Below are 20,024 nucleotides of genomic sequence, written 5' to 3' on the forward strand. Positions count from 1 at the left end.
TTGGGGGTGATTCATTCTAACACAAATTTAAATCTGATCAAAGCGGAGAGCTCCTTACGCCAATGAAGGCGACTTAGGAGGCAAGGATGCTCAAAGCATTGAAAATGTTAGAGCTTATGATCCTGTTTTTAAAACTGCTAACAACTGTTTTAAAATTGTTAATGGACCGGTTCTAGCATTTGGGGGAGGAGAAATCCTCCCTTTTTACCTTAAATTATAACGAATAAAACCGAAGTGACTTCCCCCACCCAACCTTAAACTCGAACTCTTTCGGGCGATAAAAAATCACATCCACAACACCATCAAGCTCTTCCCTCTTGTGAAGCATGATAATTTTATTAAAAAACTTCAAATCTAAAGGGTTCGGCAAACGCACATCCTCAAGCAATGGTCTCTGTCCAACTCGGCTTTCAACTTCTCTCTTTAGTTGAGAAATAAAAATCACTACACATTCTTTTTCTTTTGCAAATTTCTTCAGTTTTAAAACCTGCTCTTCAAGTGGAGGATTCGATCTTTTCTCATCAAGAAGCTGTAGATAATCAACGACAATCACCGATTTCTTTCCGATTGTTCCTTTCGTTCTCTCAATAATATAATCAGCACTGATCTCATCTGAGTAATCGACAGCGATATAACCTAAATGTTCATTAATGTTGCCAATGGTTTCATCATATAGGGCGATTCTTCCGGCAATGTCTTTATGCACTTCTGATAAGCTGAAGAAATAATTTGGAGCTAGTTTTCTTTTTATGGCCTGAACAAAGAGACCAATGGTGAAGACAGTTTTACCTTTTGAGGGGCGTGCGCCGATAAGAACGATGTCACCCGGATTAAAAAAATCCAAAATCTCATCGTAGGACTTAGGAAACATCTCATCTTTTTTAGACTGCAGAAGCGACCAGGAATTGAAACCTTCGCGTTTTGCGACTAAATCGAGAGCTTCAGTGTTGGTAATCCCTTTTTCTTTTTTTAGCTCGGCAGCTTGAGCCTTAAGGACGTGAATAGGTGCAGATAGCTTCATAGAGAACCTCCAATCTTTGGTCTTAAAAACATTCCCTTCTTTTGCTTAAACCATAATTAAAGGTTTGATGTGATCTGAGAAAAAGTATTCAACACTTTAGTGCTTTCCCATTTGAAGGGGGGTGGCATGAATATGATACCTATGATGATTATTAGGTAAAAAGATTGGAATGACAACAGAGAATTAAAAAGAAAGCCCCTCATTACGAGGGGCTTAAAAGTCTTATAGACACTTACCTTTAGAATATTGAACAATCTTAATCACTCTATCGTACAATTAATTACATAAACAAACATACTTATAATCATCATAATAATCGCAAACTGGTCCTCTCATATCCCACGAAAAAGAAGAGCCATTTGTAGCAACATTAACGTTTGCTGAACTTGTATCATTAGCGTAGTCCTGACAATTATTCCCGGCGCTTCCATCACTGGCCACTCCAGAGTACCAATAAGCTTCAGGCCAGCCTATCCACGTATCTGACCCCTTTAAGTTGGGGCCATTATCAACGAGAGACTGCAACGAACTTGCAATAGTCGTTGTACCATCAACTAACTTAACGACTGCATTGGCATTGAGAGTGTTGACCGAGATAAAACTCTTGAATCCATTCGTAGAAGACTTTCCTAGAAAAGGGTAAAAATTAGTGCAACTCACGGCCGGCGAATAAGTCGAAAAAGCGTCTCTGCAAAGAGTTGTAAAGTTTGCAGCTTCCAGCTTTAAATCTCCAGGTCGAAAGGTGGCATCCGTCTGAAAGGCGTAAACAGAAGCCGAAGTAGACCCTCCACCAGTCGTCGTTGATGCGTTATCACCACCACAACCAAATAGAAAAAGGCCCATACTCATCAATGCGAGCAAACTTACATACTTCATTTTTTATCCTTGATAGATATTTATCTTTAGGAAAATTATATTTAAAATAGTGATTCCAAAATATCCCCTATAATAGGGGAGAAAAATGAGGCAACTAAAGGTGACTATATCAGTTGGTTTTTAACAACTCTCAACATTACGATCTTTATTGTTTCTGTGCTTTTAATTGCAAAGGCATGGAACTATAAAAGTTTAAAATCCGTTCAGTATCTTTTTATTCTTTTACTTTCATTTTCTATTGTCTCATTTTTTACTTTGAATATTTACACAACTTCAGTTCTCTCTCATAAAATACTCTTTTCAAGGCTTCGCTATATTGGATATGCACTGATGTGCCCGGCCAGTCTTCTTTTTATCTCTTCGATAACTGATAAATGGGTCTTCTTGCAAAAAAGATTCGTGAGCTTTTCTCTTTTTATTCCTTCTGCGATAACAATTTTAACGAGTGTGAATCTCATCCCCGAAGATTTGTTAGTCACAAATTTTTCTTTTCTTCAAATCTATGGTCTTTCCCTTCTTCAATTTAATAATGGTCCTCTCTTTTTCATGCACTACTTATGGAGCAACCTGCTTATTATCTCCGCCTGCATTCTTCTTTTTACAAAGGCCTTTCAAACAACTACATATTTTAGAGATTACCTTATTTTGTCTTTGGGAATGGTTTGCGGTTATTTAATCGATCTCTACGGTGTGGCGTTTAATCCTCCTTTCCGTTTTACGATGATTTCGGCCGGGACATTTCTTATTTCTGAATGTGCTATATTTTATGTTTTACAAAAAAACCATTTTTTCGGTCTGATTAAAAAAGACCATGACCTTCAAGACAAATTCCATTTCCAAAATAAACTGCTTTCTTTAGTTGGACATGACCTTACTGGAAACATTCACCAACTGGCACGCCTTTCAAATACATTGAAAAAGGATGGTCAGGAGAATCAAGAACTGATCAAAGTGATCAATGACACTTCATTATCATCGGCAGAGCTGATTAGTAATATGATGAGATGGGTGAAGTCTCAGGAAGATAACGACTTTAAAACTCATCATGAGTCTATAGACATTCAAGAATTGCTCTTGCGTCTGGTGGACTCTCTTGCAACTGTTTATCCCGGGTTAAAACAAAAAGTAAGCTGGCAATTAAGTGCCACTCCTCTCTACATTCAAACAGACAGGGAGATGTTGACGTCTATCCTGCGCAACCTTTTGACTAACGCTCATAAGGCACTATTCGCAGAGAAAAGTGAGTCATTCATTCATATCAAAGTAACTCAAGATCTGAAAAAAACCATTTTTGAAGTAAGTGATAATGGTGTCGGGCTAGGTCCGGTTGAACTGGAAAATTTATTTCAGACAAATAGAATCAAAAGCTCCGGTCAAGGCTATGGAATAGGTCTATATCTTGTGAAGATGATGATCGATATTCAGCGTGGATCTATTGAGATTAAGTCTCAACAAAATCAAGGGACTCAGGTTTACTTCTCTCTTCCTTCGTAAAACCAGGAGATGAGATCATCTCGATTATCAATATTAGTTTTTCTCGCAATGCTGGCCAGGTGAGATTTCACAGTCTCAGGTGAACACTCTAACACGTGGGCAATTTTCTTATTACTATAACCTTTAACGACCAGGCATAGGACTTCAAATTCTTTTGAAGATAATTGCCTTTTTCCTGCTTCGGCCTTTAAATCCAGCTCTAGTGCTTCATCTAAATAGATAAAAGGTTCATGGGCCTCAATATGAGCAAAGGCCTTTTTAAAAGAGTCATTACTGTAAGACTTCAAGAGGATGGCCGAGATATTAAATTTTGTAAGTTGTAAAAAGGTCGGGAGACTATTTTCTCCAGTGAGAATAATAATTTTAAAATGGTGATCCTTTTTTTCTAAGTATTTTAAAACATCAAATCCTGTCATATCTGGAAGACTTAAATCCAAAAAGAAAATATCAGGTTGATTTGCTTCTAGTTTTGATAAGGACTCAGAGCCTGAGGTCGTGCACGAGATATCAAACCCCACATTAGGGAAGATCTCTTTTAGTGCGTATTTAATTCCAGTATGGACGATAGGGTGATCATCACAGATCAGGATTTTCTTCAACGTCTCAACCATGCCTTCTCCGTAATTACAATCTCTTAGCCTGTTTCTAGTCGACCGGAAGTTTTTACAAAAGTAAGTCTTCCTCAATTTCAAACTGTATAAGAGATTCTATTAAAACTTTTAAAAGCTTTAGTGTATATGAAAAACGCAAAATGCCATAAAAATCTTAAAAAGGGGTCTCTTATGAAAGCAATCGTCCTAGGTCTATTCGTTGTTCTTTCAAGCTCAGCATTCGCTCGCGACAGCCAGTGGTCACTTTGTAAAACAAGCACAATGATCTATGAAGAAAAAGAAACTCTTCTTCTAAACAGATATGAACACAGAAGTAATGATGGAATGGGCAGAACAACTGACCTGACATTAATCTTTGGTGGACACTTACTAACAGGTGCTTTTGATTCAACAGAAGTAGACACAGGTGCAGTCACTCTATCATCTGAAACATCATCTTTTACCGGCACAATCCTGCTAAAGAATAATGCTGTTCAATTAAGAGGAACTTTGAGTCTGGATGGAGCTGAAACTCCACTCGCTTCTAACTTCAGATGTGAAGTTCTTAGAGATTAATTTTTACCTAAACTAAACGGCCCATCTCTGGGCCGTTTTTCTTTAACCCTATCGCTTGTAAATCGCTTTTAATTTTAATTCACCTGATTCATAAACCAATTCACTAATTGATGAAACCTGCCTCACTCCTTCAGCCGTCTTTTCTTGGAATAGAAGATATTTAAAAGCCTGGGCAATCGCATATCGGACTTCCTCCAGATTCATTCCATCTGACGAAACCACCGCTTTTGTTTCAATTCGTTTGATTGTATCAAGGACACTCTCACCTGTTGTCAGCATAACACCTATGCAATTGCTTCTTACCATTTCCATGAATGGCATCAACTCAGGCCCTACACAATCAGAGAGCACCAGGTAGTCAGCGCGCATTCTTTCGGCAACGCCGATGAGATCAATCATCTCACTAGCTTTCTGAGTCTGGGATTGGATGCGGCAGACATGAGGCCTCTTAATAAGTAAGTCGGGAATTCTTTCTAAAGTCACAACTCTATTTGGCTGTGGGATTCCATTTACCAACAAATTGAGCATCGTCGTTTTTCCCGATCCCATATTTCCTGCGACAATGAATCCTTTGTTGGAAGCAAGCATCTTTTCAATCACATTTTTTCCTTCGGAATCAAGAGCTTTAAATCTAATGAGATCATCAAACGTCAGGTCTTGAATCGGAAGTTTAGTAATAACAATACTTGGTCCTTTAATCGCGAGTGGCGGAAGAACGATCGCGACTTTAGTGTATTGATCCAGGTTAAAAAAGTAAGAGAGCTCTTCAGACTTCTTTTTCTTTTGATGAAAGGCCAGGAGTCTCGTCACAACTTGATCCAGTTCAGTGCTCTTTTTAAAAACCTTATCAAGCACTATCATCTTTCCATTATCGATATAATAAACTTCGTTATAAGCATCAACGACCAGCTCCCATACATTCTTTAAGCTAAAAGCACTCCATAAAGGGCCAAGTAGTGATTTCATTTCAGCTGATGGGTCTTTTTTAGCTTTGGTTGCCATAGTGTCCTCCTGTTGATGTGACACTAGCTTACAGGATGACTGGATTGAATCCACCTCGGGAATCCCCTAGGATAAGATTAACCACTTGTTATTAATGGCATTTCTAACAGCTTCGGTCCTGGTTGAAGACTCGGTTTTTGTGAAGATCGATTTCAAATGAAACTCGATAGTCTTTTCTGAGAGGTTAAAGGCTGAGGCGATCTCTCTGTTGGTGTAGCCCTGAGAAACGTGAAAAAGAACCTCTTTTTCTCTCGCTGTCAGAGGGCTATCTGCAGAGGGAGAATCATTGAGAGAAACCACCAGCGATTCAAGAGAATTGGCCACTCTCATAAGGGCCAATTCAGGGCGCGGGCCCCTAGAGTGCAATCTGCACTCTTTTGAGAGCCTCTTTAATTCATTTAAAAGTGTTTGGATATTGTCCACGCTCAAATCATAGTGAAATAATCTATTCCTATCAAGCAATTCTGATATTAGAGACTAATCACAGACTTGCATCTCTTCTAAACACATTCGCAATTCCCTACCAAATCACACAGTGACATCATGTCCCCGACTCTCGAGTACAGTTTCATTTTGAAGACCACATCAGCTCCGATCTTTTTTCCTTTTGTTTAAAGTTCATAGAATTTTTTGCCGTAGAGACTGCATAAGTTGGCACGCCTTCTTTGCATTCGATGACATCAATCGAATTTGGTTTTTACTAACCTCTACACAAAGGAGCTTCACGATGAAGCATGTCTATCTCGCATTGTTTATTGCCTTAAATATTTTTTCAACAAACTCTCATGCGTTCGGAGCCAAGAGACCAAGTGTTCCTAGCTCTGGCTCGGGAAGTTCTGGCGGCTCATCTGGAGGAGGAACAACAACTCCTACGACACCTTCAACTGGTGCAGCTTTTAGTTCACCTTGGAATCAAAGTGGAACATCAATCATCATCGATGCCTATGAAGGAAATTCAATTGACTGGGACAAGATGAGCAAAGATACAAAAGTCGCAGCTGTTATTCATCGCTCTGGTATGGGATTAAAAATCGACTCTCAATATAAGGCCCGCAAAAAAATAGCTCTGGAGCGCGGATACCTCTGGGGGGCTTACCACCTGGGAACAAGAGGAAACACAATTGCTCAAGCTGACTTTTTTCTTTCATTAGTACAAGACGAACCAAACACGCTAATGGTTCTGGATCTGGAAGATACGGGCGCAAGCAACTTTATGAGTGTTGATGAAGCTGTTGTCTTTATGAACTACGTTTATGAAAAAACAGGACGAGTGCCAGTTGTTTACGCTAACCACGCAACAACGACTCTTTTAAACTCTAAAGTAAAAAATCAACCTCTGTTTCAACGATCAAAACTTTGGTACGCACGTTTTAAATCAAGTGTGACGGACTTCCCTACAGGAATCTGGTCAAACTACTTTATGTGGCAATTCTCTAGCGAGATCAACTGTACATCGACTGGATCATGTTTATACAATGTTCCAGGAACGAAGTATGATATGGATGTGAATGTTTATTATGGATCGCCGACAGATCTGGCGCTTCAGTGGAACAATGATTAAGAAATAAAAAAAGGCCCGGGAAACCGGGCCTTTTTATTTTAGATTATCTGTATTGAGCAGCTAGTCTGTCTAACACCGGAACAGGAATTTCTTCTCCATCACGGATCGTTTCATATTGTCCCATTACTGCATCATAGAATTCATCAAAACGATTTGGGTGAACACCAGAAGCGTAAGCCGTAGAAAGAACTGAGTACTCTAGTTCTTGCTCAGTAACATGATCGATCATTAGATCGATTAGATCCATAAGAGACCAACCAGCAATTGCTGGATCCATATCTGGGTCTTGTGACTTTAAAAATTCAACAATCGTTCTTCTTTCCATTTCCATGTTTCAATCCTTTGAAAAATTTCTGTATTGATACGTCTATTTTAATCAATTTTTGGAAATTGCGTGATCTTTCTTTTAAGATTTTACCTGAGCAGGACGTTCAAGTAAGGCGAGTTCTCTATCAAGGTTTGCTTTTATTCTACTTGAGACAACTTCGTTGATGCGTTCGATTGAGGCCTTATCTCCAGGGATTAATGAAAAAGCTTCTTTATAGGAAAGCCCTAGCCCCATAAGCATTTGCACTTTGAATGAGCCGAAATTCTGTCCACCGTGTTCTGCGATTTCTTGAACTGTTTTTTCTGCAACCACCGCTGCTTCTGCGTAATTCCAATCCGGGCTCTCCCAGTAATACTTCCCCTCTCTTTTTTCAAAAAGTTTGTAACCCCATTTTTCTGAATCCATTTGAAACTCAGATTGCCATGGAGAGATGTCACTTTTTTTATTAATGCTTAGAGGTTCAAAACTTTTACAGTGAACAGGAAAACCTGGCGCCCTTACTATATCGGCCCATTTTTGAAATTCTTCTTTGGTATCGTAAGGAAGGCCAACAATAAAACCAGCCGCAGTATTAACTTCATCTCCCCAAATCTCTCTAAGATCGTAGAGCGTTTTAAGAGTGTTCTCTCTTCCAAATCCCTTGCCAATCACTTGGGCGGATTTATCATTTAATGTTTCGATCCCAAAAAAAGCACCTCTTAGGCCACTATCTAAAAGTCTTTTCCAATAAGCGCGTTGCTTATCGAGTAAGTCCAATCTGAAATAACCTGTATATTGAATTTTAAAAGGAAGATTTTCTACAATGCCTAAAAAGTATTCCAGTTTTTCTGCGTCTTCATTAAAAGTGTCATCGGCCAGAATATAATTTTGAATTCCAAAACGCTCATAGTTATCGATAAATTCTTTTTTAAGAATAGCTCCTGGCTTTATATATTCATTCGCTTTTCTCCCATTCAAAGGAAAAGAGCAGAATTTACATTTAAACTTACAACCTCTCGAGACTTCAATAGTCATAGTTTCGTTGCGATGAATGACATCTGTCTCATGATACTCAGTAGAGTAATCATTATTAAAAGTATTGTCTGAAATATAAATATTGCGTCCGTCTACAACACGTCTAAATTTCTTTAGGGAATGGATATCTGTCGCAAATTTTGTAATGAGTTGATCGCCGTAACCAAGAGCAACATGATCAAAGAAACTAAAAATTTCATCGTTGCTATTTCCTCCTCCTGCTACGAAAGGGATGTGAGGGAATTGCTCTTTTTTTTCTTTGATAAGATCTAAAAGTTCCTGAGCATATTTGTTTCGAAGGGAGCTTGTTCCTGAATAACGCGCTCGAGCCACCATAAATGTTGTAGAAAGTGCGACAAGCTTCGTATCTTTATTTACATAGCGCTCTAAAATTTTTCGTTGAATCTCTGGAGGGTAATCGGTTAATCCATAAAGGACTTTTGTCGAAAGACCTGCCTTTCTACAAATAGAAGCAAGACGATACACTCCAATGGTACGAATCCAGATTTGATGTGGTGAAATATCAGAGAAAAGTACGACGTCCATAAGGGAAAAAATGTTAGCTCAGCAGGGTATTATCTTCAATTAAAGTGTCACAGAAAGAAAATTGTCACAGTAATTGCTTTTGCACATAAAAGCCAGCATGCGTTGATTCTTACATTTTTTTAGCATTAAACAATAAATGCATTTGCCCCAAATCATTTGTTACAAGCGATGTTTATAACAAAGTTTTATAAATCAAAATGATTGAACAAAGATTTCTTGTTGGATAAAATCTTGCTTTAACAACTAGGAGTTAATATGAAATTTTTAATCTCTTCACTTCTTATGATCGCATCTGTTTCTGCTTTTGCTGGACCTGATTGTACAAAAGAGCCAAAAACAAAATGGCAGGACGAAAAGAAATTCCAGGAAAAATTAGTAGCTGATGGTTACAAAATTAAAGTCTTCAAAGTCACAAAAGGAAACTGTTACGAAATTTACGGATGGAACAAAGAAGGCAAAAAAGTAGAAATCTACTTCAGCCCAGTCGATGGTTCTAAAGTAAAAGAAGAAATCAACTAATGAGTTCTTCTCCAAAGATAGTCTGGCCTTATTACATAAGGCTTATTCACTGGATTATTGCTCTAACAGTAATTCTCAATATCTTTATCCTGGAGGAGGGAGATCCTCCTCACAGGAATTTAGGTTATCTCGCTCTTGGACTGGTTCTTATTAGATTTTTTCTAGGATTCATTAACAAAAGGAAAAATCTCTTTCCCGCTCTTCCTTTAAAGTGGTCTGACATCAAAACTCATGTAACATCACACTTCAATGGCTCGCCCGTTGATTACGAAGGCCACACCCCGTTGGCCTCAGTTGTTTATGTTTTAATTTGGATTTGCCTGATTGGACTCGCTATCAGCGGTTGGATGTTGGGGCTTGATGCCTTCTGGGGTGATGAAACTCTGGAAGAGATTCACGGTGCAATTTCTACAGGTCTTGAAGTCCTGGTGGTTATTCATTTCATCGGCATTGCGCTTGATTCCTATTTCTGGAAACGCAAAACCTGGATGGCGATGATTAAAGGTTATAAATAGCGGACCCGTGAGTGGGGCCCGCTACTAATCCAAAGCTCTAGAAGTTAATTCCTAAATTTGCTCCGAAACTTGAGTACTTCACCTTTAATTGTGGGTCGCCAGAACCCATTGTGTAGCGGTAATCAAGACCTAATGAAAGTTCTTTCACGATCATATACTCCGCTCCCACTCCTGCATGATATCCGATATCAAGATAGTTGGTTGTGTTTGAAGGTGGTGAATTGACCATGAATGCAAGTCCTGCTGGAATAATCCACGGTCTGAATTTTCCCAATCCATCAAATCTGTATTTTGGAGCAACGACGACAGCGAGCTCTGAAACGCTGACTTCTTTTTTACTTGAATCGCTTGAAACGACCACGTCGATGGCATTGGCAACTTTCTTATTTGAGAATCTATTGTAATCAACAAAAATTTCTCCTAGAAGTGAGTTAGATTCAAAAAGTGGACAGTTCATTAACTTAATATCCAGACCGGCCCCTAGTCCATGACCGCTCTTATCATCATTTTTTCCATTGGCCCCGCCTGTATCAGTAAATGTTTGCCCTCCTCGGCTTGTATTGAGGTTAGAAAGTCCGTAACGGTAAAACACCTGACCTTCTGCAAAAGCATTTGTACTGATAATAGCTAACACGGCCAATAGACCTAATCTTTTCATCTCATTCTCCTTTGTTGAGTAATGAGAGTTTCGTCCTCAAAGTATTTTTTGAGAATGTTTCAGATTAGATTAAAAAATGATTTTAATTAGTGAAATGAGTGCATAAAATCGCTTTTCATTGCCCCGATGGGAAGGAGGAAATGAAAATTCGTTCCAACTCCCTTCTCACTATCGACCCAGATTTTTCCATTGTGGGCCTCTACAATTCCCTTCGCGATAGCAAGCCCAAGACCTACCCCATGTTTTGATGAATGCTCTACTTGCCAGAAGCGATCGAAGATATGGGGGAGTTGATCTTCACTCATTCCTGATCCTGTGTCTTCTATACTGAAAAGAATCTGATGATCGAGTCGGCGTGCATGAACAATAATTTTGCCCCCCTTTTGAGTAAACTTAATTGCATTCCCAATAAGATTAGACAAAACCTGTAGAAAGCGATCTTTATCACATAAAACATGAGGAAGATCATCGTCTATGTCATTAATGATTTTAATACATTTTTCTTCGGCCAGAAGTCTTGCTGATTCAATAAACTCTTCCAAAATCATCTTAGGGTCATGATCCTTAAAATCAATAGAAAAAGTTCCGGCCTGGATTTTGGCAAAATCTAAAATCCGGGCAATCAGTCCCTGCATTAATTCACTTGAACGCTTTATACGAATTGTGGCTTTATTCATTTTTTCTTTCGACTTCTCGTCATGGAGATCAATTTTTTGAATCGCCTTTAGACTCATCATGATCACAGAAAGAGGATTTTGCAAATCATGCGATACCATGGCCAAGACATCCTCTCGAATTCCAATAGCCTCGCGTGCTTCTTTATATAAGCGGGCCTTATCAAGGGCAAGCGCCAGGGCATTGGCAAACTCTTCACAAAAAGGAAGTGCGTTGACATCAAAGCGTCTTCCTGAATCATTAAAACAGAGAGTGACCGCCCCCATTGATTTGCCTCTGGCCACAACCGGAACAGAAATAAAAGATTTAATCGCCAGTGCTGAATAGAGAGAACGGTCTTTACTGTCGGGAAAAGCTTCAACAAACTCCTCATTCGTTAAGTAAGAAACCACTATAGGTTTTCCCTCAAATAGTACTTCTTTAATAGATTGAAAATACTTTGAGTTTCTCGGGTAACGCCTGATGAATTCCTCAAGGACAATCGCTTTGTCTGAATCTTTATGGGCTACAAACTCCAGATGAACATCCTCCTCCAGATTAGTGGTATAAAAAACACAACAATCTGCAAAGTTTGGAATAAGAAGCTTTCCCAATTTATTAGTGTCGAGCTCTAATGACTCTGCCAGGATTCGACTGACGTTGAGTTGAAACTTTTGTTCTGATTCATATTTCTTTTGTTCAGCGATGTCCTGATTTTGGACGAGAGCTCCTATTATCTGCCCGCGCTCATCCTTTATAGGTGCAGCTGAATTTAAAATGACTCCATAAGTACCGTCAAATTTTTTAATTCTTAAAACTTCGTTAAGACAAATCTCTCCTTTTTCCAGAGCGCGAACAGAGGCCCACTCATGAGATTCAATTTTTTTCCCCGTTTCATAAACCCAGCCCTGTAATTCATTATAATTTTGAATTGGTATCTTCTTATCTCCACCCCATATTTTAATCGCTGCCGGATTTTCAGAAAAAATATGTCCTTGTTTATCAATTAACCAGACACCTATTGGTAAATTTTCAACTAGTAATTTAAAAAGTTTCTCGCTTTCTTTAAGGGCCATTTCAGCCCCCTGTTTTTCTACGACGAGATTGGTTACGTCTTCCACTTGATTGATAATATAAAGAATCTTGCCTTCCATATCCAATACGGGTGAATTCATCACCAGCCAGAAATGTGTTTCAAATTTATCAGTGTCATTTTTTATATCGTAACGAAGAATATCCATTTTATCCGGCCTATTGCTTTTCATGACTTTCTTAAAAGACTCTACCAATAATTTTCTCCCTTGAGCTGCCATTTCATCGGGGTTTTCTGGAAATACGTCAAAGACCCCTTTTCCAACAATCTCTTCTCTTTTGACTTTGCTTTGTTTCGTGTAGGCATCACTAGCAGCAACAATCGTATAGCGAGGAGCATCGGGAAGAAATACCAGAAATAATCCAGGACTAGATTCAAACAGTAGACGAAAGTCAGGTGTGCTTTGCGTATTCATCTGAGAATCCTTAAGAGAAAGTTAACGACATTCTTTGTCTTCCAAACTGAAAGGACATTTCGTCTTCCTTTTTGTCTTTTAATTGCATTTTGATGAGACATTTTTACCTCTCATTGATGAAAAGAATACTTGTGTGAAAAATTGCAAAGCTCATACCAGCAATATACTTTGAGAGCACAATCTCTTTTAACAAATGTCATTCTGAAAGAAATATGGAGGAATAATTAAGTTGTACTGTCATTTTTGCAAAATGTTTAAATAATAATCCCTGAGAGTTTAAATAAATTCCCCTGAGAATAGCATTGTATCATTCACAATTAATCAATGTTATAATGAGTTCATTCTTTAACTCACAAGCGATCTTATTATGACAACTAATCAAGAAGAAACTCTCTCTCCCTTAGTCTTATGGCTGATGACCATTGCAACTGGTGTGTGCGTGGCCAATCTCTATTACTGTCAACCTCTTCTGCATCAAATGCAGGAAACATTTAATGTAACTCCAGGACAAATGGGGGCTATCCCCACTCTTACCCAGCTTGGATATGCTGTGGGAATGCTCTTTCTTATTCCTCTTGGTGATCAGATTGAAAAAAGAAAACTTATTTTCGTTTCAACACTCATCTCTGCGCTGACATTAGTTGGTATGACTCTTTCGCCAAATCTTTTAACGGCAACCATCATGAGTTTTCTCATCGGTGTAACAACGATGACTCCGCAATTTATTATTCCTTTTGCTGTTCATCTCGCTCCAGCTGAAAAGCGCGGCCGGGTTTTAGGAATGGTTATGAGTGGTCTACTCCTGGGGATTCTTCTAGCGAGGACAGTTGCTGGTTTTGTTGGCGCTGAATACGGATGGAGATTTATGTTCGGCCTGGCCGCTGGCGTACTTGTTGTTCTTGCTATTATTTTAAGACTCGTTCTCCCGGTAAGCCAGCCGAGTTACCAGGGAAGCTACGTTAAACTTATTCACTCTGTTTGGACATTAGTTAAAGAGCAACCAGTTCTTCGTGAGTCTATGCTCTTTGGTTCAATGCTCTTTGGTGCCTTCTCTGCTTTCTGGGCAACACTTATCTACTTAATGGAATCACCTGCTTTTCATCTTGGTGCAAGGGCCGTTGGACTCTTTGGTCTCTTAGGTGCTGCAGGTGCATTAACTGCGCCCATCATCGGAAGACTTTCAGATAAAAAGAGCCCTCGCTCTGCGATTATGATTGGTTTTATTTTGATGGCCCTTTCTTTTATCCTTTATATGACCTTGGGACAAAACTCACTGATTGCTCTGTCCATCGGAGTGCTTCTCATGGACATTGGACTTCAGGGAAGTCACGTCTCTAACCAAAGCCGCGTCTTCTCTTTAATCCCTGAAGCACGCAGCAGATTAAACACTGCTTATATGTTCTCATACTTTCTGGGTGGAGCTCTCGGCTCATGGCTTGGGTCAATTTCTTGGGGACTTTACGGATGGACTGGAGTATGCGCGAGTGCACTTCTCATGATCGCGATTGGTGCTCTTCCCTTTGTTTTAGAAAGAGCACGCAAAGCTTAGAAAATAACTAAATCAATTAAAATCTGAACGATGGTTAGGACGACGGACGCAATAATAGCCGTTGCCCAGCCATCAATCTTAAAGCTCGACATCAATCCTGCGGCCATTCGAAGAACAATAGCAATAATCACAAAAGTGAAAAGCCCTAGAGTTAAAATATTGATTGGCAAGGTTAGGATAAAAAGAATTGGCTTTAGTATGGCATTCAATAAACCAATAACTACGCTGGCCACCATCGCTGATCTAAAATCCTTGATATCAAAACCTTTAACTAATTTTGATGTAACTAAAAGAGCAATGGCTGAGAAAACCCAAACAAGAAGAATGTGCAGCATAAAGCCTCCTCTTCTTATTCTGTGTTAAATCACTTTAGTTGTCTAAAGTTTTTCCGCAAATCACTCTGCATATTTTTCTAAGATTTTTTAATCGACAATTATTTGAATATCTATTGCTAGATCAGCCTGTTCTTAAGAATTATCTGTTCTAAAAAAATCTCACACACATAGCACTTTCCTTCAAAATCATTATATAGTTAAGAATACAACGTCCATGAGGTTTCTATGTCTAATCAAGTTAATCCCTTATCAAAAGCGGAATCCTGGAGCAGAGTCGCTGAAGGCTATGCTGAGATGGCAGATTGGGTCATGTCTCCTTTTGCAAAAAAAGCGATTGAAATATCTAACATTACACCCGCCTCAAGGGTGCTGGATGTTGCTTGTGGAAGTGGTATTTTAACTTGCATGCTCTCTAATCAAGTTAAAGAAATACACGCACTGGATTTCTCTCATGACATGCTTAATGAACTAAAAAAACGTTTATTAAAAAGAGAGCTCTCTAATGTTGAGACACTTCAAGCCGACGGACAAAACCTACCTTTTGATGACAACCAATTTGATCATGCCTTCTCTCTTTTTGGTCTCATGTTCTTCCCTGATCGCATTAAGGGCTTTAAAGAACTTCACCGCGTACTGAGACCTGGAAGTGCCGCCATCGTTTCAAGTTGGGCACCTCTTGAGAAATCAACGTTAATGCAAGCAACAGGAGCCGCGATTAATTCTGCACTTCCCGATGCTCCTTCTCCAAGAGCAAACTCTCGTTCATTAGAAGACCCGGAAATCTTTAAAGCAGAAATGGAAGAGGCCGGTTTTGAAAATGTTCTGATTCAAGAATGTGCAATGAATTTACCGGCGATCTCGCCTAAAATGTTTTGGAAGCTAATGTCTGAAGGTGGTGCTCCGATTGCCTTACTACAAAGCAAATACGGCCTTGACGAGTGGCATATGATCTCGACTAAAATCATGAACTATCTTCACGAGACGTACACAGAATCTCCCATGCAACTTATGACCACTGCTTACTTCGGTATAGGTATCAAAAAATCCTAAAGTGGTTCTTCTTTTGCAGAATGAATGTTGTTTTCAACATAAGTTGAAAGATTTCATTTTAAAAAAGAGGATAATATGCAAAAAACTTTTCGAAGCTTTTTACTCTGCTTCTCACTTCTCTTTTTTACCCATAATCTGCTGGCCTCTGATCTTTGGGTAAAAACCTCAGGAGATATAAGGCACTTTGTGAGTTTAGACACTGACGAAGGAATCATTGTTAAACACTATGTGCAAGAAAAAGGTGACTACCAGGATCTAATCTCTACCAATGAATTTAGCACACTCTTGGATGCTAAAAAATTTATCAAACAGACTTATCCACAATACCACTCTACTAAAAAGCTTTCAAACTGGAGCATTAACACAACAGCTTCAGACAAAAAGAACAGCAACCTGTGGGTAGCTACTAATCAATGGAGCGATTACTGGGAAGAAAGATATGCCCAATGGCTACAGTCTGAAATAACCTCCGACTTTTATATGAAATATAATATTCCCACAGATTGTGCAGATGCACTCATTGGCTACCGCTGGATTTTTGCCCGCATCTACTCTCTTCCTGTGGCAAATACGGTTTCTGATACCGGTTCTTTATTTGGACAATTTTCAATGAGAAAGCAGTGGGAAAATCTTCCAACTTCTGCCAACTGGTATGATGATCAACTATTTCTTGCAGCATTAAATTATGTCATGGACATGACCAGCACCAGAACAGTAATGGCCACTGATGGTTTTCCTGTTTCAGTCACGAGAAAAGGTTTGCAAGCAGGAACATTTATTGTCAGCCAAACTAATGGTTCGGGGCATATGAGAACAATTACAGAAAATTACTTTGATGACCCTTCACAACTTCCTCTCTTCACACATTCATCAACAGCGCCAAGAGAAGTCAGACCTCTTTATAGAGAAGCATTTGTCGATCAGGCCTGGCCGATAAGAGGAACGAGAGAAATACTTGCCTTCCGCTGGCCAGTTGTCTCACGCAACTCATGGACACTTACACCTAAACAAAATGATCCCCGTTACTCTACAGAGCAGTTTGATCAAGGCCTTCAGGGAAAATATTATTCTTTCATCCAGTTTGTTATCAGCCGGGTAAAGCCCAACTACGATCCATTTAGTTTAATTGATACCGGAATTATCGATCTGGTGAATTATACTAATATGAGAGTCAAAATTGTCCGCGATGGATATGAATTCTGCCGCTCTCACAACTGCAATCCTGGAACGCAAGGTTACGAAGACTGGAGCACACCAAACCGCGATTCAAAATACGTTATTAAGTTTGCCGAAATTGAAGACCTGGTTAAGGCCTTTGATCCCATGTACCCAGGTCTTATGCAGCACTGGCAAGATGCCCTGGATGGTACTGTGCTGGATATTGAGGGGTACTCATTATCTCTGGCAAGATTGAGAAATATTTTTGAGAAAAAGCTCGCCAGCTACAATCCCAAGGATTCCATTTTAAGGCGCTGGGGTTTACAATAACACCTCAATCGGAGCAGTCCCAGTGACTGCTCTTTTTTTTACAGGCCAGTTATGAAGAGATTAATCGCCCTTTGTATTTTATTTTCGACTCAAGTATTCGCTGGAGACTACATTGATCTTCCAGTTACAACATTTGAATCAAAGGCCGAAGGCATTTACGATCGCATCAATGATATTATCAATAATCCTGAGCCTGTTTTAGTTCGCTATAAACCCGTGGGAATGAAAATTAAAGATAAGGTCATCAATCAAAACCAAATCCAATTTTGGGCGACGAAAGAAGTTCTAGGTATCTCAAAAACTGTTTTATACAAAGGCACGCTGGATATTTCTTATGTCGATTCTCAGCCAGCTCAAAAATGTTTTAAGGCTTTTTTGGATTTCAACGGTTCAGGCGATTTGATTATTGAAAACATCGAAAACCTGGAGATGGTTTTTTGTACGAAAGAAAAAGGACCTGATCATTTAAGTGCTACCGTAAAATCTAAAATGAAAAAAGGACAAGGTTACGGCGGGGTGATTGGTCCAATCGCTAAAAACTTGATCGCTGATCAAGTTGCTCCCATTATCACTTCTATTAAAGAAGAAATCGAAAAGGATAACTAATGTCTCAGCCGTGGTTGGTTTTTGCTCTTGGTTCAGCTTTTTTTGCTGGCCTAACTGCTCTCTTTGGAAAGATGGGAGTGGAAAACGTCAATTCCAACATGGCCACTTTCGTTCGTACGATCGTCATTCTTTTTGTTTCTGCTTCTATCATCACGATGAATTCAGAGTGGCAACGAGTTGATAAATTTTCTTCGCGCACTATTATCTTTTTAGTTCTCTCAGGTATCGCGACAGGATTGTCCTGGTTATGTTACTACCGCGCTCTTCAACTCGGGCATGTGGCACAGGTCGCTTCAGTTGACAAGCTTAGTGTTGCATTTGCGATTGTTCTCTCTGCTCTCATTTTAGGAGAAAGTCTGACATGGCAAACTGCACTTGGATGTCTCTTGATCATTAGTGGATCAATCGTTATCGCCCTTCCAAAATTTTAAACTTTAACTTTTCTTATGGAGACTTCTTTGCAGTACAGAGAGCAAAAGGAGTTCACCATGATAAAGTTTTACCACTCACCTCACTCGCGTTCGACTGGCACTTTGTGGCTTTTAGAAGAGTTAGAAATTCCTTATGAACTAGAACTGATAAATATCAATGCTCCGGGTGGTGCGCCTGAAGCTTACCGAACTATTCAGCCGAACAAAAAAGTCCCGGCCATTGTCCACGATGGGATTATTATCACCGAGCGAGCGGCCATAACCACTTACTTATGCGATGCTTTTCCCGATAATGATATTGCTCCGCAAGTGGGAGATTTAAGACGTGGACCTTATCTTTCAATGTTGGTTTATTGTGATGCAGTCCTCGATCCTGTCATAGCTGTAAAGACGCATCAATGGACATATAAATCGAATGAATTTTCATTCGGTCTTTTTGACGACATGGTTGAGTATTTAGACCAAAAGCTACTTCATCATCCCTACGCCACAGGAAGTGATTTTACAGCGGCCGATGTACAACTAGGAATAATGCTTTATTGGGCAATTAAAATTTTTCCAGTAATGCCTGAGAAAGAATCTTTTATGCGCTACCTTGATCGCCTAAGTGAAAGACCTGCTTTTATTCGCGCATTAGAGAAAGACCAGGAGCTGGCAAAAAATCCACGCTCAACGACTGCTCACTTTCCTTACAACAAACCAGGTTCCCGCCAGAATCAAGACAGTCCCCATGATCATATGTACGGTGATGGATTCTCTTAGGAAAAGCGCTCCCCAAATCATTCCAAAGACCGGCATAAGAAAAGTCACAGTCAAGGCCTTTGCCGGCCCGACATCAGCGATCAATTGATAATAAAGTAAATAGGCCACAGCACTACAAAGAAGGGCAATGCCTAAAACATTAAGAGCGATACTTAAACTCACGCTCTCAGGAATTGGTTGACTCAACGAAAGTGGAATAAGAATAAGTCCGGCAAACAGCTGACATCCACCTGCAAAAGAAAGTGGCTTAATGTGGGAAGCAAACTTTTTAATGTAAATGCCAGCAATAGCATAACAACTGGCCGCCATTAAACACGCAACGATAGCAGGAAAAGCATTGTTATTAACTTGAGTTGTTCCCAAGTCGACAACCAGAGCGACACCTGCACTCGCCAAAACAAGACCAATTATTTTTGACCAGGTCATTTCATCTTTTAACCAAATCCATGAAAAGATCACACCGAACATGGGTGAAGTGGAATTGAGAATCACTTCATAAGAAGCAGGAAGATAAAGTGCTCCATAAGCAAACAGAGTAAAAGGGATGGCCGAATTGATGACCCCGATTATTAAATAATGCTTCCAGTTTTTTTTCCACTCCAGGTCAAAACCTTTTGCTGCAAAATAAAGACATAGCACTAATCCGCCAATAAAGAGTCTTAAATTAGTCGTAAGAAAAGGGCCTAAGACAGGTGCAAGAATTCTTAAAAAAATAAATGAACCTCCCCAAATAGCGGCGAGGGTAAAAAGGCGAATCAGATCAATTGTTTTCATAACTAGAGATGTTAATAGATTTTCTCCAGTTCCACAGCAGAATATTCCTAAGCATTCAACTTTTTCCCCATTCGAGTTCACTATTGAGTCCATTTTTTCCCCGAAACAAAACGCGGACTCATGAAAAATTCGTACCCCTCCATTGGTTCTAAATTTGCAACATTCGA

The 20,024-nt window shown here is 39.5% G+C and carries 22 protein-coding genes; 11 read left to right on the plus strand and 11 right to left on the minus strand.

Annotated elements, in window-relative coordinates; genetic code table 11:
• Window positions 1-214: 214 nt before the first annotated feature.
• Window positions 215-1,021 (minus strand): DNA helicase, encoded by an 807-nt coding sequence (locus tag C0V70_RS16595; protein ID WP_102244986.1) that lies wholly within the window; start codon window positions 1,019-1,021, stop codon window positions 215-217.
• A 276-nt stretch (window positions 1,022-1,297) separates the two neighbouring features.
• Entirely contained in the window at window positions 1,298-1,897 is a 600-nt protein-coding gene (locus tag C0V70_RS16600) for a hypothetical protein (protein WP_102244987.1), read from the minus strand.
• 147 nt (window positions 1,898-2,044) lie between these two features.
• On the opposite strand from C0V70_RS16600, the gene C0V70_RS16605 reads away from it, so the two are divergent.
• Window positions 2,045-3,391: a sensor histidine kinase gene (locus C0V70_RS16605; protein ID WP_279536159.1), complete on the plus strand. Its 1,347-nt coding sequence runs from the start codon at window positions 2,045-2,047 to the stop codon at window positions 3,389-3,391.
• Here the strand turns inward: C0V70_RS16605 and C0V70_RS16610 are convergent.
• Complete coding sequence (locus C0V70_RS16610) at window positions 3,370-4,002, minus strand: response regulator transcription factor (protein ID WP_102244989.1); 633 nt, start codon at window positions 4,000-4,002, stop codon at window positions 3,370-3,372. The two genes, C0V70_RS16605 and C0V70_RS16610, sit on opposite strands and share 22 nt — an antisense overlap.
• Window positions 4,003-4,173: 171 nt before the next feature.
• On the opposite strand from C0V70_RS16610, the gene C0V70_RS16615 reads away from it, so the two are divergent.
• Window positions 4,174-4,557, plus strand: coding sequence for a hypothetical protein (locus C0V70_RS16615; RefSeq protein ID WP_133566779.1), 384 nt, complete (start codon window positions 4,174-4,176; stop codon window positions 4,555-4,557).
• 48 nt (window positions 4,558-4,605) lie between these two features.
• Here C0V70_RS16615 and C0V70_RS16620 read toward each other — a convergent pair whose 3' ends face one another.
• Entirely contained in the window at window positions 4,606-5,559 is a 954-nt protein-coding gene (locus tag C0V70_RS16620) for an ATPase, T2SS/T4P/T4SS family (RefSeq protein WP_102244991.1), read from the minus strand.
• Between the two features lie 66 nt (window positions 5,560-5,625).
• Window positions 5,626-5,982, minus strand: coding sequence for a response regulator transcription factor (locus C0V70_RS16625; RefSeq protein ID WP_133566780.1), 357 nt, complete (start codon window positions 5,980-5,982; stop codon window positions 5,626-5,628).
• 304 nt (window positions 5,983-6,286) lie between these two features.
• On the opposite strand from C0V70_RS16625, the gene C0V70_RS16630 reads away from it, so the two are divergent.
• A complete protein-coding gene (locus C0V70_RS16630; RefSeq protein WP_102244993.1) occupies window positions 6,287-7,120 on the plus strand; it encodes a glycoside hydrolase family 25 protein in 834 nt (277 codons plus the stop codon).
• A 43-nt stretch (window positions 7,121-7,163) separates the two neighbouring features.
• On the opposite strand, the gene C0V70_RS16635 is transcribed toward C0V70_RS16630, so the two are convergent.
• Window positions 7,164-7,451, minus strand: coding sequence for a hypothetical protein (locus tag C0V70_RS16635; RefSeq protein WP_102244994.1), 288 nt, complete (start codon window positions 7,449-7,451; stop codon window positions 7,164-7,166).
• A 75-nt stretch (window positions 7,452-7,526) separates the two neighbouring features.
• The gene (locus C0V70_RS16640) at window positions 7,527-9,008 is read right to left on the minus strand and encodes a B12-binding domain-containing radical SAM protein (RefSeq protein WP_102244995.1); all 1,482 of its coding nucleotides are present in this window, start codon (window positions 9,006-9,008) and stop codon (window positions 7,527-7,529) included.
• A gap of 255 nt (window positions 9,009-9,263) precedes the next feature.
• Between C0V70_RS16640 and C0V70_RS16645 the strand changes: the two genes are divergently transcribed.
• Both C0V70_RS16645 and C0V70_RS16650 read left to right on the plus strand, forming a co-directional pair.
• The gene (locus C0V70_RS16645) at window positions 9,264-9,527 is read left to right on the plus strand and encodes a PepSY domain-containing protein (RefSeq protein ID WP_102244996.1); all 264 of its coding nucleotides are present in this window, start codon (window positions 9,264-9,266) and stop codon (window positions 9,525-9,527) included.
• Window positions 9,527-10,042 (plus strand): cytochrome b/b6 domain-containing protein, encoded by a 516-nt coding sequence (locus tag C0V70_RS16650; protein WP_102244997.1) that lies wholly within the window; start codon window positions 9,527-9,529, stop codon window positions 10,040-10,042. The genes C0V70_RS16645 and C0V70_RS16650 overlap by 1 nt, the downstream gene beginning before the upstream one ends.
• A 37-nt stretch (window positions 10,043-10,079) precedes the next feature.
• On the opposite strand, the gene C0V70_RS16655 is transcribed toward C0V70_RS16650, so the two are convergent.
• Together C0V70_RS16655 and C0V70_RS16660 are read right to left on the minus strand one after the other, a co-directional pair.
• Entirely contained in the window at window positions 10,080-10,700 is a 621-nt protein-coding gene (locus tag C0V70_RS16655) for an outer membrane beta-barrel protein (RefSeq protein ID WP_102244998.1), read from the minus strand.
• Window positions 10,701-10,786: 86 nt separating this feature from the next.
• A complete protein-coding gene (locus tag C0V70_RS16660; RefSeq protein ID WP_102244999.1) occupies window positions 10,787-12,862 on the minus strand; it encodes a sensor histidine kinase in 2,076 nt (691 codons plus the stop codon).
• Window positions 12,863-13,229: 367 nt separating this feature from the next.
• On the opposite strand from C0V70_RS16660, the gene C0V70_RS16665 reads away from it, so the two are divergent.
• Entirely contained in the window at window positions 13,230-14,411 is a 1,182-nt protein-coding gene (locus tag C0V70_RS16665; protein ID WP_102245000.1) for an MFS transporter, read from the plus strand.
• On the opposite strand, the gene C0V70_RS16670 is transcribed toward C0V70_RS16665, so the two are convergent.
• The gene (locus C0V70_RS16670) at window positions 14,408-14,746 is read right to left on the minus strand and encodes a phage holin family protein (protein WP_102245001.1); all 339 of its coding nucleotides are present in this window, start codon (window positions 14,744-14,746) and stop codon (window positions 14,408-14,410) included. The two genes, C0V70_RS16665 and C0V70_RS16670, sit on opposite strands and share 4 nt — an antisense overlap.
• Window positions 14,747-14,971: 225 nt before the next feature.
• Here C0V70_RS16670 and C0V70_RS16675 point away from each other — a divergent pair, with 225 nt between their 5' ends.
• The 5 genes from C0V70_RS16675 (at window position 14,972) to C0V70_RS16695 (ending at window position 19,083) form a co-directional block, all read left to right on the plus strand.
• Window positions 14,972-15,796: a class I SAM-dependent methyltransferase gene (locus C0V70_RS16675; protein ID WP_102245002.1), complete on the plus strand. Its 825-nt coding sequence runs from the start codon at window positions 14,972-14,974 to the stop codon at window positions 15,794-15,796.
• Between the two features lie 75 nt (window positions 15,797-15,871).
• On the plus strand, window positions 15,872-17,284 hold the full coding sequence (locus C0V70_RS16680) for a hypothetical protein (protein WP_102245003.1): 1,413 nt from the start codon (window positions 15,872-15,874) through the stop codon (window positions 17,282-17,284).
• A gap of 51 nt (window positions 17,285-17,335) precedes the next feature.
• Window positions 17,336-17,890, plus strand: a complete 555-nt coding sequence (locus C0V70_RS16685; RefSeq protein WP_102245004.1) for a hypothetical protein — start codon at window positions 17,336-17,338, stop codon at window positions 17,888-17,890.
• Window positions 17,890-18,321, plus strand: a complete 432-nt coding sequence (locus tag C0V70_RS16690) for an EamA family transporter (RefSeq protein ID WP_102245005.1) — start codon at window positions 17,890-17,892, stop codon at window positions 18,319-18,321. Before C0V70_RS16685 ends, C0V70_RS16690 begins: the two co-directional genes overlap by 1 nt.
• A 57-nt stretch (window positions 18,322-18,378) precedes the next feature.
• The gene (locus tag C0V70_RS16695; protein ID WP_102245006.1) at window positions 18,379-19,083 is read left to right on the plus strand and encodes a glutathione S-transferase family protein; all 705 of its coding nucleotides are present in this window, start codon (window positions 18,379-18,381) and stop codon (window positions 19,081-19,083) included.
• On the opposite strand, the gene C0V70_RS16700 is transcribed toward C0V70_RS16695, so the two are convergent.
• Window positions 18,991-19,857 carry a DMT family transporter gene (locus tag C0V70_RS16700; protein ID WP_158649729.1) on the minus strand — a complete coding sequence of 289 codons (867 nt, stop codon included), beginning with the start codon at window positions 19,855-19,857 and terminating at the stop codon, window positions 18,991-18,993. The genes C0V70_RS16695 and C0V70_RS16700 overlap by 93 nt on opposite strands.
• Window positions 19,858-20,024 lie beyond the last annotated feature (167 nt).

Source organism: Bacteriovorax stolpii (assembly GCF_002872415.1).
Lineage (GTDB): Bacteria > Bdellovibrionota > Bacteriovoracia > Bacteriovoracales > Bacteriovoracaceae > Bacteriovorax > Bacteriovorax stolpii.

Excerpts from the sequence above, each read along its gene's own strand:
- C0V70_RS16620 (WP_102244991.1), bottom strand. The coding sequence starts at position 5,559 with ATGGCAACCAAAGCTAAAAAAGACCCATCAGCTGAAATGAAATCACTA.
- C0V70_RS16600 (WP_102244987.1), bottom strand. The coding sequence starts at position 1,897 with ATGAAGTATGTAAGTTTGCTCGCATTGATGAGTATGGGCCTTTTTCTA.
- C0V70_RS16660 (WP_102244999.1), bottom strand. The coding sequence starts at position 12,862 with ATGAATACGCAAAGCACACCTGACTTTCGTCTACTGTTTGAATCTAGT.
- C0V70_RS16680 (WP_102245003.1), top strand. The coding sequence starts at position 15,872 with ATGCAAAAAACTTTTCGAAGCTTTTTACTCTGCTTCTCACTTCTCTTT.
- C0V70_RS16615 (WP_133566779.1), top strand. The coding sequence starts at position 4,174 with ATGAAAGCAATCGTCCTAGGTCTATTCGTTGTTCTTTCAAGCTCAGCA.
- C0V70_RS16695 (WP_102245006.1), top strand. The coding sequence starts at position 18,379 with ATGATAAAGTTTTACCACTCACCTCACTCGCGTTCGACTGGCACTTTG.
- C0V70_RS16630 (WP_102244993.1), top strand. The coding sequence starts at position 6,287 with ATGAAGCATGTCTATCTCGCATTGTTTATTGCCTTAAATATTTTTTCA.
- C0V70_RS16610 (WP_102244989.1), bottom strand. The coding sequence starts at position 4,002 with ATGGTTGAGACGTTGAAGAAAATCCTGATCTGTGATGATCACCCTATC.
- C0V70_RS16700 (WP_158649729.1), bottom strand. The coding sequence starts at position 19,857 with ATGAAAACAATTGATCTGATTCGCCTTTTTACCCTCGCCGCTATTTGG.
- C0V70_RS16655 (WP_102244998.1), bottom strand. The coding sequence starts at position 10,700 with ATGAAAAGATTAGGTCTATTGGCCGTGTTAGCTATTATCAGTACAAAT.
- C0V70_RS16645 (WP_102244996.1), top strand. The coding sequence starts at position 9,264 with ATGAAATTTTTAATCTCTTCACTTCTTATGATCGCATCTGTTTCTGCT.
- C0V70_RS16650 (WP_102244997.1), top strand. The coding sequence starts at position 9,527 with ATGAGTTCTTCTCCAAAGATAGTCTGGCCTTATTACATAAGGCTTATT.
- C0V70_RS16595 (WP_102244986.1), bottom strand. The coding sequence starts at position 1,021 with ATGAAGCTATCTGCACCTATTCACGTCCTTAAGGCTCAAGCTGCCGAG.
- C0V70_RS16670 (WP_102245001.1), bottom strand. The coding sequence starts at position 14,746 with ATGCTGCACATTCTTCTTGTTTGGGTTTTCTCAGCCATTGCTCTTTTA.
- C0V70_RS16640 (WP_102244995.1), bottom strand. The coding sequence starts at position 9,008 with ATGGACGTCGTACTTTTCTCTGATATTTCACCACATCAAATCTGGATT.
- C0V70_RS16665 (WP_102245000.1), top strand. The coding sequence starts at position 13,230 with ATGACAACTAATCAAGAAGAAACTCTCTCTCCCTTAGTCTTATGGCTG.
- C0V70_RS16685 (WP_102245004.1), top strand. The coding sequence starts at position 17,336 with ATGAAGAGATTAATCGCCCTTTGTATTTTATTTTCGACTCAAGTATTC.
- C0V70_RS16635 (WP_102244994.1), bottom strand. The coding sequence starts at position 7,451 with ATGGAAATGGAAAGAAGAACGATTGTTGAATTTTTAAAGTCACAAGAC.
- C0V70_RS16675 (WP_102245002.1), top strand. The coding sequence starts at position 14,972 with ATGTCTAATCAAGTTAATCCCTTATCAAAAGCGGAATCCTGGAGCAGA.
- C0V70_RS16690 (WP_102245005.1), top strand. The coding sequence starts at position 17,890 with ATGTCTCAGCCGTGGTTGGTTTTTGCTCTTGGTTCAGCTTTTTTTGCT.